The 15468-nt window shown below is 64.6% G+C and carries 12 protein-coding genes; 10 read left to right on the top strand and 2 right to left on the bottom strand.

The window, feature by feature from the left end; genetic code table 11:
* The first annotated feature begins 91 nt into the window (after window positions 1-91).
* From JQ604_RS34100 to JQ604_RS34090, 3 genes are all read left to right on the top strand, one after another.
* Window positions 92-1291 (top strand): ABC transporter substrate-binding protein, encoded by a 1200-nt coding sequence (locus tag JQ604_RS34100; RefSeq protein ID WP_349631179.1) that lies wholly within the window; start codon window positions 92-94, stop codon window positions 1289-1291.
* Between the two features lie 65 nt (window positions 1292-1356).
* Window positions 1357-2901 carry an acyl-CoA synthetase gene (locus JQ604_RS34095; RefSeq protein WP_212365105.1) on the top strand — a complete coding sequence of 515 codons (1545 nt, stop codon included), beginning with the start codon at window positions 1357-1359 and terminating at the stop codon, window positions 2899-2901.
* Window positions 2902-3022: 121 nt separating this feature from the next.
* Window positions 3023-4243 (top strand): ABC transporter substrate-binding protein, encoded by a 1221-nt coding sequence (locus tag JQ604_RS34090; protein WP_212365104.1) that lies wholly within the window; start codon window positions 3023-3025, stop codon window positions 4241-4243.
* 183 nt (window positions 4244-4426) lie between these two features.
* Here the strand turns inward: JQ604_RS34090 and JQ604_RS34085 are convergent, their stop codons facing one another.
* The gene (locus tag JQ604_RS34085; RefSeq protein WP_212365103.1) at window positions 4427-5194 is read right to left on the bottom strand and encodes a helix-turn-helix domain-containing protein; all 768 of its coding nucleotides are present in this window, start codon (window positions 5192-5194) and stop codon (window positions 4427-4429) included.
* Between the two features lie 201 nt (window positions 5195-5395).
* Here JQ604_RS34085 and JQ604_RS34080 point away from each other — a divergent pair, with 201 nt between their 5' ends.
* The 3 genes from JQ604_RS34080 (at window position 5396) to JQ604_RS34070 (ending at window position 10754) form a co-directional block, all read left to right on the top strand.
* A complete protein-coding gene (locus JQ604_RS34080) occupies window positions 5396-7675 on the top strand; it encodes a marine proteobacterial sortase target protein (RefSeq protein WP_433996311.1) in 2280 nt (759 codons plus the stop codon).
* 125 nt (window positions 7676-7800) lie between these two features.
* On the top strand, window positions 7801-8370 hold the full coding sequence (locus JQ604_RS34075) for a class GN sortase (protein ID WP_212365102.1): 570 nt from the start codon (window positions 7801-7803) through the stop codon (window positions 8368-8370).
* A gap of 161 nt (window positions 8371-8531) precedes the next feature.
* Window positions 8532-10754: an acetate--CoA ligase family protein gene (locus JQ604_RS34070; protein ID WP_212365101.1), complete on the top strand. Its 2223-nt coding sequence runs from the start codon at window positions 8532-8534 to the stop codon at window positions 10752-10754.
* A gap of 238 nt (window positions 10755-10992) precedes the next feature.
* Here the strand turns inward: JQ604_RS34070 and JQ604_RS34065 are convergent, their stop codons facing one another.
* Window positions 10993-11754: a S1 family peptidase gene (locus JQ604_RS34065; RefSeq protein ID WP_212365100.1), complete on the bottom strand. Its 762-nt coding sequence runs from the start codon at window positions 11752-11754 to the stop codon at window positions 10993-10995.
* 111 nt (window positions 11755-11865) lie between these two features.
* Here JQ604_RS34065 and JQ604_RS34060 point away from each other — a divergent pair, with 111 nt between their 5' ends.
* The 4 genes from JQ604_RS34060 (at window position 11866) to JQ604_RS34045 (ending at window position 15368) form a co-directional block, all read left to right on the top strand.
* Entirely contained in the window at window positions 11866-12498 is a 633-nt protein-coding gene (locus JQ604_RS34060) for an HAD-IA family hydrolase (protein WP_212365099.1), read from the top strand.
* 74 nt (window positions 12499-12572) lie between these two features.
* The gene (locus JQ604_RS34055; RefSeq protein ID WP_212365098.1) at window positions 12573-12887 is read left to right on the top strand and encodes a hypothetical protein; all 315 of its coding nucleotides are present in this window, start codon (window positions 12573-12575) and stop codon (window positions 12885-12887) included.
* Window positions 12888-13036: 149 nt separating this feature from the next.
* On the top strand, window positions 13037-13984 hold the full coding sequence (locus JQ604_RS34050; RefSeq protein WP_212365097.1) for an AAA family ATPase: 948 nt from the start codon (window positions 13037-13039) through the stop codon (window positions 13982-13984).
* Between the two features lie 7 nt (window positions 13985-13991).
* Window positions 13992-15368: a vWA domain-containing protein gene (locus tag JQ604_RS34045; protein WP_212365096.1), complete on the top strand. Its 1377-nt coding sequence runs from the start codon at window positions 13992-13994 to the stop codon at window positions 15366-15368.
* Window positions 15369-15468 lie beyond the last annotated feature (100 nt).

Here is a 15468-nt window from a genome sequence, read left to right as displayed (position 1 = left end):
AGCGCCGCAGCCAGCATCTGAACACAAGACCGGTTCCTCGGCCGCGCTAGCATCCCTCCAAAAACTATCTGAATCGGGAGGACTTGCCTTGATCGGATCACGCCGACTTGCCTTCGTTGCCCTGTTGACGCTCGCGGCCTCGACGCCGGCGGCCGCGCAGCAGCCGGGGATCACGGACACCGAGATCAAGTTCGGCAACATCATGCCGTATTCAGGCCCGGCCTCCGCGCTCAGCGTCACCGGCAAGGCCTTTGCCGCCTATTTCGATTCCGTGAACGAGAAGGGCGGCGTCAACGGGCGCAAGCTCAACATGATCTCGCTCGACGATGGCTTCTCGCCGCCGAAGACGGTGGAGGCAACGCGGCGGCTGGTCGAGAACGACAATGTCGCCTTCATGTTCGGCACCATGGGCACCGCGCCGAGCTCGGCAACCGCAAAATATCTCAACGGCGCCAAGGTGCCGCACCTGTTCCTGATCAGCTCGGCCTCGAAATGGAACGATCCGCAGAACCAGCACTGGCTGATGGCGCTGCCCTGGGCGCCGAACTACATCGAGGAAGCCGGCATCGAGGTGCGCTTCGCGCTGTCGAAGAATCCCAATGCGAAGTTTGCGATCCTCTATCAGAACGACGACGCCGGAAAGGATTACCTGAACGGCGTCAAAAAAGCGCTCGGCGCCGACGCCGACAAGGCGATTGCGCTGGCGACGAGCTTCGAGGTCGCCGATCCCACGGTGGATTCGCAGATCCTGACGCTCGCCAACACCAAGGCCGACGTGTTCCTGATCTACAGCGTGACACCGCGCGCCTGCGCGCAAGCGGTGCGCAAGGCCTATGAGACCGGCTGGCGTCCGATGCGCTTCATCTCCTCCGGCTGCGCCAATAAGGAGACCGTGATGGTGCCGGCTGGGCTCGAGGCCTCCACCGGCATCATGTCGGTCGGATCGCTGAAGCCCTATGTGGCGGACTCCAAAGATGCCGACATGATCGCCTATCGCGATTTCATGAAGGCGCGACTGCCCAATGTCGACCCGGCCAATTTCGCCGCCGGCTACGGCTACATGGTGGCGCAGGCACTGGTGGTGGTGCTGCAACAGTGCAAGAACGACCTCTCTCGCGACAACATCATGGCCCAGGCCGCCAATCTGAAGGACGTGGCGCTGCCGCTACTGATGCCCGGCGTCAAGCTCAACACCTCGCCGACCGACTACCGCCCGATCAAGGACGGCTATATGGTCGAATTTCGCGACAACCAGTTCAATGTGATCAGCGAGTTGCTGCGTGGCTCCTGAACGGTTGGCGAGACGACGACGATCCATGACGCAGCGCACGATTGTGGCCTGAGGGAGAGAGCTGAATGTCGTCCGTGCGTTACTATGACTGGATCGCCCATCATTGCCGGCGCACGCCGGACAAGATCGCGATGATCGATCTCGCGTCCGGCCGCCGCTTCACCTACGCGCAGTTCGATGCGCGGGTGGCGCGGCTCGCCGGCCACTTGCGCGATGCGTTGAAGGTCGAGCGCGGCGACCGTGTCGCGGTGCTGGCGCTGAACACGACCGATACGATGGAGGTGCAGTTCGCCTGCTTCCGGATCGGCGCGGTGTTCCTGCCGCTCAACACCCGCCTCACCGTGCCGGAGTTGCAATATATCGTCGGCGACTCCTCGCCCAGGGTGATGATCCATGACGACGACCTCGCCGAGACGGCGCTCGCGGTCGCCAAGCTGTGCAACGTCGCCTCGGCCGTGAAGCTCGGTCCCGGCGGCTCCTATGAAGCGGGCATCGCATCGGCAACGCCGCTCGACAAGAGCGAGATCGTCACGCTCGATGACATCTCGACCATCATGTACACGTCGGGCACCACGGGCCAGCCCAAGGGCGCGATCATCACGCATGGGATGACGTTCTGGAATTGCGTCAATCTCGGCGGCCCCGCTTATATCTCGCCGTCATCGGTGCTGCTCACGGTGCTGCCGCTGTTCCACACCGGCGGGCTGAATTGCTACACCAACCCCGTGCTGCATTCCGGCGGCACGGTGATGATCATGCGCGCCTTCGATCCGGGCGAGGCGCTGCGGCTGATCAGCGATCCCGCCGAGCGCATCAACGTGTTTTTCGGCGTGCCCTCGATCTACCAGTTCATGGCGCAGCATCCGGCGTTCGCCACCGCGGACTTCAGCCGCCTGATCAATGGCGGCGTCGGCGGCGCGCCGATGCCGGTGCCGCTGCTGAAGACCTGGGAAGAACGCGGTGTGGCGCTCCAACAAGGCTACGGAATGACCGAGACGAGCCCTGCGGTGCTGACGCTCGATCGCGAGGATGCCGTGCGCAAGGCCGGCTCCTCCGGCAAGCCGTTGCTGCACACGGAGGTGCGAATCGTGCGGCCTGACGGCAGCGATGCCGCGGTCGGCGAACTCGGCGAGCTCTGGGTCAAGGGCCCCAACATCACGCCAGGCTACTGGAACAGGCCGGACGCCAACGCCGCCTCCTTCACCGACGGCTGGCTGCACACCGGCGACGCCACGCGGATGGACGAGGAAGGTTTTTACTACATCGTCGACCGCTGGAAGGACATGTACATCTCCGGCGGCGAGAACGTCTATCCGGCCGAGGTCGAGAGCGTGCTGCATCAGCTGACCGCCGTCGCCGAAGCCGCCGTGATCGGCATCCCCAACGCGCAATGGGGCGAGGTCGGCATGGCCATCATCGCGATCAAGCCCGGCCATTCGCTTGCGCCCGCCGAGATACATGCCCATTGTGAGGCCAATCTGGCGCGGTTCAAATGCCCGCGCCTGATCGAATTCGTCGAGGCCCTGCCGCGCAACGCGACGGGGAAGATTCACAAGCCGACGCTTCGGCAAACCTTCAGCCAGCCGAAGCCCACCGATACTGCGGCGTGATTTGGCGACAACGTTCGCCGAGCACATGCCGACATTGCGAACTGCCCCGTGGCCGTCTGCCGGGACCGACCATGGGTTTTGTGCCAGTCCCCAACAAGAATAACCCTGAGGAAACGTCTTTATGAACAACAAGAAATTGTCGCTGCTGGCCGCTGCCACGGCGTTCTGCCTGCTCTCCACCCAAGCCGCGTTCGCCCAGAAGAAATACGACACCGGCGCTTCCGACACCGAGATCAAGATCGGCAATGTCGAGGCCTATAGCGGCCCCGCTTCCGCCTACGGCATCATCGGCAAGACCGAAGAGGCCTATTTCAAGATGATCAATGACCAGGGCGGCATCAACGGCCGCAAGATCAACTGGATCTCCTATGACGACGGCTATTCGCCGCCGAAGACGGTGGAGCAGATCCGCAAGCTGATCGAGAGCGACGAGGTGTTCCTGGTGTTCAACGCGCTGGGCACGCCGACCCAGACCGCGGTCCAGAAGTACCACAACGCCAAGAAGGTACCGCAGCTGTTCCTCGCCACCGGCGCCAGCAAGTGGAACGATCCGAAGGACTTTCCCTGGACGATGGGCTTTCAGCCCAGCTACCGCGTCGAGGCGCGGATCTTCGCGAAGTATATCTTGAAGGAGAAGCCGAACGGCAAGGTCGTGATCTTCTACGCCAACGATGATTTCGGCAAAGACTATCTGGTCGGCCTGAAGGAGGTGCTGGAGAAGTCGAACGTCAAGATCGTTGCCGAGGAGAGCTACGAGACCACGGAGCCCTCGATCGACTCCCACATCGTCAAGCTGAAGGACACCGGCGCCGACGTGTTCGTCAACATTTCGACGCCGAAATTCGCAGCCCAAGCGATCAAGAAGATCGCCGAGCTCGGCTGGAAGCCGATGCATGTGATGACCGACGTCTCGATCTCGATCGGTGCTGTGATGAAGCCCGCCGGCCTGGAGGCCTCAGAAGGCGTGCTGTCGGCCGGCTATCTCAAGGACGCCTCCGATCCGCAGTGGAAGGACGACGAGGGCATGAAGAAGTTCATGACCTTCATCGACAAATACATGCCGGGCGCCAACATCTCCGACGCCAACCTCGTCTATGGCTATGCTGCGGCGCAGACCATGGTGCAGACGCTGAAGCAGGCCGGCGACAATCTCACCCGTGAGAATGTGATGAAGCAGGCGGCGAGCCTGAAGGATTTCACGCCGGACACGCTGATCCCCGGCATCAGAGTGAATACGTCAGGCACCGACTTCGCCCCGATCGAACAGCTGAAGATGATGCGCTTCAAGAACGGCCAGTGGGAGCTGTTCGGCGACATCATCAGCGCGGAGACGGGGGGATAGTTTCTTCTAGAGCGGCAATGGAAGTGCACCCTCTCCCCTTGTGGGAGAGGGTGGTTTCGATGCGAAAGCATCGAAACCGGGTGAGGGGTCTCTCCGCATACTCTCACGTTCTGAGTACGGGGATAGATACCCCTCATCCGGCGCTGCGCGCCACCTTCCCCCACAAGGGGGGAAGGAAGAAAGTTACCCCGGCAGGAAAATCGCGAACTGCTCGTCGACCGTGCGGCGCAGATGCTCGCGGTAGGCGGCGTGATTGGGATCGTCAGGCGGAATCCGCCCCAAACTCGGATTGACAATATTCTTCAGCGGCAAAAACGCGATCGGTGCCGCGATCGGCGTCAGCACCGAGCCGCGGCCGGCAAGCAGCGTCGTGATGATGCCGTACATCTCGCCGGAATTTCTTGGCCGCGACACCGTGATGACGCGGTGCTGGCCGTGGCGGTTGGTCACGAGATAGACGAAGCCGGATTCGTTCGGCACCGCCACTTCGCCGAACTGCGTGTAGTCGACGTCCTGCCGCTCGCCCTCGCGAAACACCAGCGATGACACTGCGTCGTCCCAGCTGATCACGGTGCGATAGGCATAGATCGCGTCCCGCTCGCCGAACGACGGCCGGACCGTGATGTAGGTGCCCTCGATCCGCGCCACCGCGCGGCGGGAGTAGGAGCCGAGGCTGTCGGGCGCGATCTCGCCATTGACGGCGGGCGGCGCCGGTGGCGCCGTGACGGGCGTCTTGCGCAGGGAGACACCGAGCGCCTGCTCCAGCCGCACGGTGGTGGCGAGCGTGAACGGACGGCGGCCGCCGAGCACCTTTTCCAGCGTGGACAGCGAGAGCTTGGCCTGCTCGGCCAGGGTCTGCCGCGAGATGCGGCGGCGGGCGATCTCCTCGCGAATCGTCTCCGCCACCTGCCGGCTCTGCTCGGCGGAAAGCTGCTTGTCCGGCGTCGACATCGATACCCCTGCGGCGAGTCCTGAACGAATGGTCCCAGTCTAGCAGACCGGACAATCCATCACAAAACCGCACAAACCCGCCCTGGCGGGCGGCGTGTGGCGCCGGGCGGCGGCCAATCATTGCCGATCATTCTGCTCGCGCCAAATCGCGCGCCGTCAGAGATTTCGGACAAGCGAAAGCCTCGCTTGGGAGCGACTGACATGACGACGATTTGCGATGAGATGGACAACAGCCGGCGGATGCGCCTGTCGCGCAAGGCGCGCATTGCGCTGTTCTTCCTGGTGGAGAGTGTGGTCGCGCTGGCGATCGGGTTCGCCGCGCTTTTTTTGAGCTTTGGACCGGGCTGGTCGGCCGAGCGGCCGCAACCGGCCGTGCTGAAGCCGAGCGACGCGCGCTCCGGCTCGCTGCTGCTCAAGACCGATGACGGTTACACGGATGCGCTGCGGCTCGGCGTCGATGTCGATCTCACCGTGTCGGGCCCGACGGTGCGCGCCCGCGTCACCCAGATCTTCCGCAACCCGACCCAGCAATGGATGGAAGCCACCTACGTCTATCCGCTACCGGCCGGCGGTGCGGTCGACACGCTGAAGATGGTGGTCGGCGATCGCATCGTGGTCGGCGACATCAAGGAGCGTCAGCAGGCCCGCGCGATCTACGAGCAGGCCAAGCGCGACGGCCAGAAGGCTGTTCTGACCGAGCAGGAACGGCCGAACATTTTCACCAACTCGGTGGCCAATATCGGCCCCGGCGAGACCGTGCTGGTGCAGATCGAATATCAGGAGCCGGTGCAGCAGAACGGCAACGAATTCTCGCTGCGGGTGCCGATGGTGGTCGGCCCGCGTTATAATCCTGCACCGGTGGTGCAGAGCGTCGACCTCCGTCCTGATGGCGGCGGCTGGGGCTCGACTGCGACCGATCCCGTTCCGGATCGCAACCGCATCGCCTCGCCCGTGCTCGACCCGGCCGAGAACGCCGCGATCAATCCGACCAACATCACCGTGCGCCTGCAGGCCGGCTTTCCGCTCGGCGAGGTCAAGAGCCACTTTCACCAGGTCAAGATCGATAGCCCGGATAGCACCAGGCGCGTCATCACGCTGGCCGAAGGCCCGGTGCCGGCGGATCGCGATTTCGAGCTGACCTGGAAGCCGGCGGCCGAGAAGGCGCCGTCGGTCGGCCTGTTCCGCGAGCACGTCGGCAATGCCGACTATCTGCTCGCTTTCGTGACACCGCCATCAGTCGAGCAGGCCCGCGAGAGGCCGATGCCGCGCGAGGTGATCTTCGTGATCGACAATTCCGGCTCGATGGGCGGCACCTCGATCATCCAGGCCAAGGCGAGCCTGCTCTATGCGCTCGGCCGCCTGCAACCGAATGATCGGTTCAACGTGATCCGCTTCGACGACACGATGGATGTTCTGTTCCCGACGCCGGTGGCAGCCAACTCCGCCAATGTTGCGAACGCCACCTCGTTCGTCAGCGCGCTGCAGGCCCGCGGCGGCACCGAGATGGTGCCGTCGATGCGCGCGGCGCTCTCGGACAACAATCGCGAGGATGCCGACTATGTCCGCCAGGTCGTGTTCCTGACCGACGGCGCGATCGGCAATGAGCAGCAGCTGTTCGAGACCATCAGCGCGCTGCGCGGCCGCTCCCGCGTGTTCATGGTCGGCATTGGATCGGCGCCGAACACCCATCTGATGACGCGCGCCGCCGAGCTCGGCCGTGGCACCTTCACCCATATCGGCTCGGTCGAGCAGGTCGACGAGCGGATGCGCGGCCTCTTTGCCAAGCTTGAGAATCCGGCCGTCACCGGCCTGACCGCAAAATTCTCCGAGGCCACCGCCGACATGACGCCGTCGGCAATCCCCGACCTCTATCGCGACGAGCCGCTGGTGCTCGCCGCAAAGCTCGACAAGCTCGCAGGCTCCGTCGAGATCAAGGGCCGCATCGGCGATCGTCCGTGGAGCGTGACCCTGCCGGTGGCGAGCGCCGCCGAAGGCAAGGGCCTGTCAAAGCTGTGGGCTCGCCGCAAGATCAGCGATGCGGAAGTGGCGCGCACCACGCGGCAGGCGACGCCGGAAGAATCCGACAAGACCATCCTGGCGCTGGCGCTCGAGCATCAGCTCGTGACGCGGCTGACCAGCCTGGTTGCGGTCGACAAGACGCCGAGCCGTCCCGAAGGCGAGCCGCTGAAGCTCACCGAGCTGCCGCTCAACCTGCCCGCCGGCTGGGACTTCGCAAAGGTGTTCGGCGAGCGTCCGCGCCTGCAGGTCGCGCCGACTGAGCGCCGCGCCGATGGCGGTGACGCCAGGGTGCAGGTGGCGTCGCTCAAGAGGTCGCCGGTCGTCACCACGCCGCCCGCCACCGTGCCGCTGCCGAAGACGGCGACCGACGCGGAGCTGAAGATGATCGCGGGTGTGATCTTCCTCACTGTCAGTTTGCTCCTGATGCTGTTCAACCGACGTCAGATGTCATCACCCCGTTGACGTCGGCTGAAGGGAGGAGGCCGCCCCCTACCTCCTCCTTCAAAGAGCGCGCGCGGCTTCCACCCGTCCCCCAAGGCCGCGCGCGCCATTTTTTCTCAAGACTTGTCACCGCGACACGCAAGCAGATGCCCCGCTTCCTCCCGCCTCTCATCTTCGCACTGATCGGCCTGATCCTGTTCGGCCAGGGCGCCTACATCCACGCCAAGGCACTGCTCGCGCAGGTGCTGCTGGAGCGCGCGTTCACGAAGACCATCGCGACCGGACATCCCGTCAAGCCGTGGTCGTGGGCCGACACGTGGCCGGTGGCGCGGATCGAGGTGAAGCGGCTGCATGTCTCGACCATCGCGCTGGCCGGCAGCAGCGGACAGGCGCTGGCCTTCGGGCCCGGCCATGTCGAGCAGACCGCGGACGCAGGCGAGCGCGGCGTTGCCGTCTACTCCGCGCATCGCGATACGCATTTCCGCTTCCTGAAGGACGTCGCTATCGGCGACGAGATCGACGTCACGCGCGGCGACGGCAAGACGTTCCGCTATCGCGCCGACGCAAGCTCCATCGTCCGTTTCGATCAATCCGGCATCGATCCCGCAGGCCACGGCCATGAACTGGTGCTGTCGACCTGTTGGCCGTTCGATGCGGTGACATCTGGCCCGGATCGCTATCTCCTGCACGCAACGCTCATCCCGGCAGGTTCCTGATCAGGAATTCTCCGCCGCCCGGGATATCGCGCGCGGCGACGGCCTGCCCCGCGTGGGCGTGTGTTGCCAGCCCCTTCCCCTCCTCCTAAAAGCAATCAAAGATCATGGCCCGCCGCGCGCGACGCCGCCGGCCAAAGGAAACAACAACGAGGGCAGGCTCCATGGAAGGTCACGCAAGCACGGCGTCGCATGCATCGCAGAAATGGGCGCCGCCTGCCGACGCCAGCGATGTCGTCAAGAGCATCCATGCGATGCTGCACCCGCGCAACATCGTGCTGGTCGGCGCGACCGATAAGCCCGGCAATTATGCCGAGCGGATCTGGAACAATCTGGTCAAATACGGTTATCGCGGCGGCCTGTTCCCGATCAACGCCAAGCGCGAATCGATCTGGGGCGTCACCTGCTACAAGGATTTCGCCAGCCTGCCCGAGAAGCCCGACCACGTGCTGGTGCTGGTGCCGGCGCGCTTTGCCGTGCAGGTGATCCGCGACGCGGCCGCGGCCGGCGCGCGGTCGGCGACCATCGTGACCTCGGGCTTCAGCGAGCTGCAGGATGAGGAGAGCCAGCGGCTCGCCGCCGAGCTGAAGCAGGCGGTGAAGGAGACAGGATTGGCCGTGACCGGCCCAAATTGCCTCGGCAACCTCAGCGCCGGCGAGAACCTGTTCACCAATATCGACGACCGCATCGTCACCATGGAGCAAGGCGCGGTCGCGATCGCCGGCCAGTCCGGCGCCATCGTGATGGCGATCCGCCAGGCGCTGGAGGATCGCGGTGTCGGTGTCGGCTACATGGTCACGACCGGCAACGAGACGGGCCTCGAGACACCCGACCTGATGGCCTATTTCGCCGCCGATCCCTCGATCCGCGTCATCGTTGTCTATCTCGAGGGCGTGCGGAATACGAAAGTGTTTCGCGAGGCCTGCAAGGCGGCGCGCGCCGCCGGCAAGCCGGTGATCGCGCTCAAGCTCGGCGCCTCCGAAGGCGGCCGCGCGGCGGCGATGGCGCATACCGGTGCACTCGCCGGCTCGATCGAAACGTTTGATGCGATCTCGACCCGCGAAGGCGTGATCCGCGTCCGCGGCCTCGACGAGCTGATCGAGACCACCGAGTGCTTCGTGCATGCCGATCCGCCCAAGGGCAATCGCCTCGCCGCGGTGTCTCTATCGGGCGGCAAGCGCGGCCTGCTGATCGACGCGTTCTATTCCGCCGGCATGAATTTCGCGCCGCTCAGCCCGAATGCGTCCGCGCAGCTGGCGCAGATGCTCGGCCCCGGCAGCATCGTCGGCAATCCGCTGGATGCCGGTTTCGCGGCGGTCGTCGATCCCTCCGTCTACATGAAGTCGATCAAGATCATGATCGACGATCCCGACACCGATATCGTGATCATCGACGCCGAGCTGCCGAAGGCGCCGCATGAATTGCGCGAACGCAATCTGCGCATCGTCAACGACATGGCAGGCCAGGCCAACAAGCCAGTGATCTATATCAGCGCGATGTCGATCGGCTTCACCGAGTTCACGAAATCGCTGCGCAAATCACTGCCTGATATCGCGGTGATGCAGGGCCTCGACCGCGCCGTCGGCGCGATCAAGTCGCTGATCGAATATGCGGGCCTGCGCAAGGAAGTGCCCGACATCGCGTCGAGCTCAAAGGCCTCCGCCCGCGCCGTGCTGGAGAAGACGCTGAAGAGCGCCAATGGCGCGGCGGCGCTCGACGAGGTCGCCTCGAAGAAGCTGCTCAAGGCCTATGGCATCCCGATCTCCAAGGAGGAGATCGCGCAGACGGCGGCTGAGGCTGCGAAGATCGCCAAGAGCATCGGCTTTCCCGTGGTGGCGAAGGTCGTCAGCCCGGACATCCTGCACAAGTCCGATGTCGGCGGTGTGGTGCTGAATCTCAACAGCACCGCCGAGGTGAAGAGGGCTTTCGACGACATCACCAGGCGCGTGGCGAGGCTGAAGGGCAAGCCGAAGATCGAGGGCATTCTGATCGCCCAGCAGGTCAAGGCCGATCTCGAGCTCGTGGTCGGCGCCTCCCTCGATGCCGAGATGGGCCCCGTCGTGCTGTTCGGCACCGGCGGCGTCGACATCGAGCTGCTGAAGGACGTCGCGCTCGCCGGCGCGCCGCTCGATGCAGCCGAGGCCAAGGAGCTGATCGCCAGGACCAAGGCCGGCATCAAGATGAAGGGCTATCGTGGCAAGCCCGCGCTGCATGAGCCGTCGGCGGTAAAGGCGCTGGTCGGGTTGTCCAATTTGATGTCGGATGCCGGCAATCGCATCGCGTCGATCGACGTCAATCCGTTCCTGATCAACAGCAAGGTCGGCGTCGCCGTGGATGGCTTGATCGTGCTGAACAATGCGGCCGCGAAGAAGGCCGCGGGGCATTGATCTCTTTCACCTCTCCCCGCCCTTTTGCGGGGAGAGGTCGACGCCGGAGCGCAGCGCAGGCGGCGGGTGAGGGGCATGGCACAGTGCCTCGACAAGTTCGCGATGCGCCGACTGATCGATCGAGGAGTCGGAGAGGCCAATTGTATGGCACGATCGTGCACGGCCCCTCACCCGGATCGCATCTTGCGATGCGATCCGACCTCTCCCCGCAAAAGGGCGGGGAGAGGTGAAGAGGTACTCAAAAACTCGCGCCCCATTGCCTTGCCGTCTGCATCACCCAATCCCGATACAGCGTCAGCGGGGTAACGCCGGTCATGCCGCCGCAGCCGGCGGTGCCGTTCGGCCCTGTCGACCAGCTCACCACGCCGACAATCGCGGGGCCGCCCTGCTTGTCCTCGTACACCGGCGCGCCGGAATCGCCGGTGCAGGCGCCGAGGCCGTCGCGCGTGCCCTGCCCGACCGGATCGACCAGGCGAATCTGCAACGTGCCGGGCTTGCCGGTTGCGGCCAGGCTCACCACGCGGATGGTGCCGCCGCTCTTGCCGTCGCCGCGGACAGTCACACCGACACCGGCAATGGTGAAGCGGCCGCCGACCTGGATCGGAATATTCGGCATGCCCAGCACCGACGGCGCCTTGCCGGCCGCGGGCGCCGCAAGCTGCAGCAGCGCGACGTCGGCGGTGGCGACATGGTTGATCATCGCCTGCATCTTGAAGGCGGGATGGATCGCGACCGTGCGCACATCCTGCAGCTTCGGCTGCTTGTCCGGACCGTAGTCGACGATCTTGTAATCGGCGCCGGGCTGCACGCAATGCGCCGCCGTCAGCACCACTTTCGGCGCGATCAGCGCACCGGTGCAGAAATTGCCGCGCGAGCCGACGATGGTGACGACGGAGCGCGCCACGCCGTCGGTCTGCGGCGCACCGCCGCCGACGATGGCCGAGGCGGGCGTGGACAAGAGCGACGCCAGCGCCGCCGATATGAGAACCGCTTTCTTCATCCGCGCAGCTTTAGCCCGCGCCGCTGACATCGCCAAGCGCCGGATCGGGCTGGTTTCATGCGCCAATCCATGTTAGCCGCAGCCCAAGCATCTGATACGGGCAGGAACAGAATGATCGAGGCAGTGATCTGGGATTTCGGCGGCGTCTTGACCACCTCGCCGTTCGAGGCCTTCATGCGCTATGAGACCGAGCGCGGGCTGCCGGCCGACATCATCCGCCGCACCAATGCCGCCAACCATCTGGAAAACGCCTGGGCCAAGTTCGAGCGCGCCGAGATCGACATCCACGCTTTTGACGAGCTGTTCGCCGTCGAGTCCAAGGCGCTCGGCGCCGAGGTACGCGGCAAGGACGTGTTGCCGCTGCTGTCGGGCGATCTGCGTCCCGAAATGGTCGAGGCGCTGAAGCGCATCAAGGCGAAATTCAAGACCGGCTGCATCACCAACAATTTGCCGGCCAATGCGATCGGCAGCCACAGCGGCCGCTCGCTCTATGTCGCCGAGGTGATGGCGCTGTTCGACCATATCATCGAGTCCGCCAAGATCGGCCTGCGCAAGCCCGACCCACGCATCTATCAGATGATGGTCGAGACGCTGCAGGTGAACCCGAAGAACTGCGTCTATCTCGACGATCTCGGCGTGAACCTGAAGCCCGCGCGCGAGATGGGCATGACCACGATCAAGGTGCTGAACGCCGCGCAGGCGATCGGCGAATTGGAAGCAGCCACCGGCCTCACGCTGAGGTGAAGCAGGTTCCCCCGGGGTATTCACAGATCGTTCAGGCGCTGAAATTTATGCGTTGACCTCCTCTGGAGGTCCTCATGTCACGCTCGCTCATCGCTCTCGCTGCTGCCGGAGCCATCCTGTTCTCGGCCGCAGCTTACGCGCAGACCACGCCCGCTCCGGCGCCGGCCGCATCGACGCCTGCCGCCGCGCCGGCGACCGCAGCGGCCCCTGCCACCGGTGCCAAGCGCGCCGCCTGCCAGACCACGACCGCGGCGCTGAAGGGCCAGGACAAGCGTGACCAGATGCAGCTCTGCATGGCGCAGGCGCATCTCGATTGCCTGAAGCAGGCGATCGACCAGAAGATCACCGGCCCGCAGCGCAAGGATTTCGTGAAGACCTGCGCGAACTGATCCCACGCTCTGCCCTGTATTGCGTTCAGCGGAAATACGCCGGAACCATGCGCTATCAGGCGGCTGTTGCGGGCCAAACGAGCCTTGTGCTTTGCCCGCAACGGGCGCAGAACAGTTCCAAGTGTTTGAGATATTTGGAGCTAAATCTCGTGGCTGACACCAGGCCCACCGCCTCGATCGAGGCCGTGGAAAGCGGCCTTGCCGCACAGGGCTATATCGCGAGCCGGCAGATCGCCACCGCGGTCTACCTCTCGCAGCAGATCGAGAAGCCGATCCTGGTCGAAGGCCCCGCCGGCGTCGGCAAGACCGAGCTGGCGAAAGCGATCGCCGCGTGGCGCGGCATGAAGATGATCCGCCTGCAGTGCTATGAAGGCCTCGACGAGGCCAAGGCGCTGTATGAGTGGAAATACGCCAAGCAGCTGCTCTACACCCAGATCCTGAAGGACAAGCTCGGCGAAGTCCTCGGCGGCGCGCAGACGCTGGCCGCCGCGCTGGACCAGCTCCACACCTTCGGCGACGTGTTCTTCTCCAAGGAATTCGTCGAGCCGCGCCCGCTGCTGCAGGCGCTGGAGCAGCCGGCCGGCTGCGTGCTCTTGATCGACGAGATCGACAAGTCCGATGCGGAGTTCGAATCGCTGCTGCTCGAAATCCTCTCGGATTTCCAGGTCACGATCCCCGAGCTCGGCACGGTCTCCGCGGTCGCGCCGCCGACCGTGATCCTGACCTCGAACAGCGAGCGCGATCTCGGCGACGCGCTGAAGCGGCGCTGCCTGCATCTGCATATCGGCTTCCCCGAGCAAAAGCTGGAGGAGCGCATCGTCGAGAGCCGCGTGCCCGGCATCTCGCAGACCCTGCGCAAGCAGATGGTCGGCTTCATCCATGAGATCCGCACGCTCGACCTGAAGAAGCTGCCCTCAGTCAGCGAAGCGATCGACTGGGCCAAGGTGCTGGTGCTGCTGCAGGCGAGCGAGCTCGACCACGAGATCGTCAAGGACACGCTCAACGTGCTCTTGAAGTACGAGGCCGATATCGAGGCCGCAATGCCGCAGGTCTCGACCTTCATCGCCAAGGCATCACGCCAGGGCGTGTTCAGCTAGGCCCCCGATGCGCGAGAACCTGCATCGCTTCTTCCGGGCGGCGCGGGGCGCAGGCGTCAGGGTCTCGCCCGCCGAAAGCATCGATGCAATGCGCGCGGTGTCCGCGGTCGGCTTTGCCGATCGCGCCATCCTCCGCGACACCTTCCTGCTGACATTGGCAAAAACCCAGGACGAGAAGCGCGCGCTGGGCGATTGCTTCGACCTGTTCTTCAGCCAGCCCGAGCCGGAGCAGGACAAGCCTGATCTGGACAAGTCCGACGACCAGGACAAGCAAGGCAGTAACCCTTCCGCCGATGCGCATGGCGACAGCGCCGGCGGCGCGCCCAACGACAATATCGGCCCGCTGGCGCAGATGCTGCTGTCGCAGGACCGCAGCGCGATCTCGACGGCAATCGCCAATGCGTCGAACGCGGCGGCGCTGCCTGATATCCGCTACTTCACCCAGCGCGGCATCTTCCAGAACCGCATTCTCGATGCGATGGGTCTGCAACGGCTGCGCGACGACATCGACAATGCGACCGCGAGCAATCCCTCGCTCGCCGAGCGGCTGCAGGACGCACTGAACGGCCTGCGCGGCACCGTGCGCGACGCGGTTTCGCAGGCGCTCTTGCTCTACGGCCGCGAGGAAGCCGAGAATTTGCGTAACGAGATCCTGCGCAACGCGCCGCTGGCACGGATCGAGCCGCGCCAGGTCGAGCAGATGCGCAATCTGATCCGCCAGATCGCGCGCCGCCTGCGCGAGCGCTACTCCAAGCCGCGCAAGCGGCAACGCCGCGGCCATCTCGACGTCCGCCGCACGCTGCGCCGTAACGCGGCCTGGGGCGGCGTGCCCTTCCTCACCGCCTGGAAGCGCAAGCATCGCGACCGACCGAAGATCGTAGCACTCTGCGACGTCTCGGGTTCGGTGGCGCGCGTCTCCGATTTCTTCCTGCTCCTGATCCACAGCCTGCATGAGGTGGTCGACGACGTCCGCTCGTTCGCCTTCTCCGGCCACCTGATCGAGGTCAGCGACATCCTGGAAAAGAAATCGCCGGAGGAGGCGATGAAGGAGATCATGGCCAAGGTCGGCTTCGGCTCGTCCGACTACGGCAATTCCTTCGCCGATTTCGAGGACGACTACATGAGCGCGATCACGCCGCAGACGACCGTGATCGTGCTCGGCGATGCCCGCAGCAACAATCTCGATCCGCGCGCCGACATCCTCAAGCGGATCGGCGAGCGCTCCAAGCGGCTGGTCTGGCTCAACCCCGAGGGCCGCATGGTCTGGGGCTTTGGCGATTCCGAGATGCCGCGCTACGCCACCTTCTGCAGCGTGGTCCGCCAATGCGCCACCGCAAAGCAGCTCGAGCGCGCGGTGTCCGATATCGTGGCGACGTATCAGTAGACCTTTCGCAAAACTGTCAACGCCGTTGTCGCACCCGCTCAATTGAAGATTGAATTTCGATCTCGTTCTGCCCTACGATAGCGTCACAGATTCACGCAAC

This window comes from Bradyrhizobium jicamae, from assembly GCF_018130695.1.
GTDB lineage: Bacteria > Pseudomonadota > Alphaproteobacteria > Rhizobiales > Xanthobacteraceae > Bradyrhizobium > Bradyrhizobium jicamae_B.
Note: the sequence above shows the minus strand (reverse complement) of the source record. Positions and strands in the feature narration are given on the sequence as shown.

What these genes read in the sequence shown, in the direction of transcription:
- JQ604_RS34095 (WP_212365105.1), top strand. Translation starts at nt 1,357, where the DNA reads ATGTCGTCCGTGCGTTACTATGACTGGATCGCCCATCATTGCCGGCGC.
- JQ604_RS34080 (WP_433996311.1), top strand. Translation starts at nt 5,396, where the DNA reads ATGACGACGATTTGCGATGAGATGGACAACAGCCGGCGGATGCGCCTG.
- JQ604_RS34070 (WP_212365101.1), top strand. Translation starts at nt 8,532, where the DNA reads ATGGAAGGTCACGCAAGCACGGCGTCGCATGCATCGCAGAAATGGGCG.
- JQ604_RS34065 (WP_212365100.1), bottom strand. Translation starts at nt 11,754, where the DNA reads ATGAAGAAAGCGGTTCTCATATCGGCGGCGCTGGCGTCGCTCTTGTCC.
- JQ604_RS34055 (WP_212365098.1), top strand. Translation starts at nt 12,573, where the DNA reads ATGTCACGCTCGCTCATCGCTCTCGCTGCTGCCGGAGCCATCCTGTTC.
- JQ604_RS34090 (WP_212365104.1), top strand. Translation starts at nt 3,023, where the DNA reads ATGAACAACAAGAAATTGTCGCTGCTGGCCGCTGCCACGGCGTTCTGC.
- JQ604_RS34075 (WP_212365102.1), top strand. Translation starts at nt 7,801, where the DNA reads ATGCCCCGCTTCCTCCCGCCTCTCATCTTCGCACTGATCGGCCTGATC.
- JQ604_RS34060 (WP_212365099.1), top strand. Translation starts at nt 11,866, where the DNA reads ATGATCGAGGCAGTGATCTGGGATTTCGGCGGCGTCTTGACCACCTCG.
- JQ604_RS34085 (WP_212365103.1), bottom strand. Translation starts at nt 5,194, where the DNA reads ATGTCGACGCCGGACAAGCAGCTTTCCGCCGAGCAGAGCCGGCAGGTG.
- JQ604_RS34045 (WP_212365096.1), top strand. Translation starts at nt 13,992, where the DNA reads ATGCGCGAGAACCTGCATCGCTTCTTCCGGGCGGCGCGGGGCGCAGGC.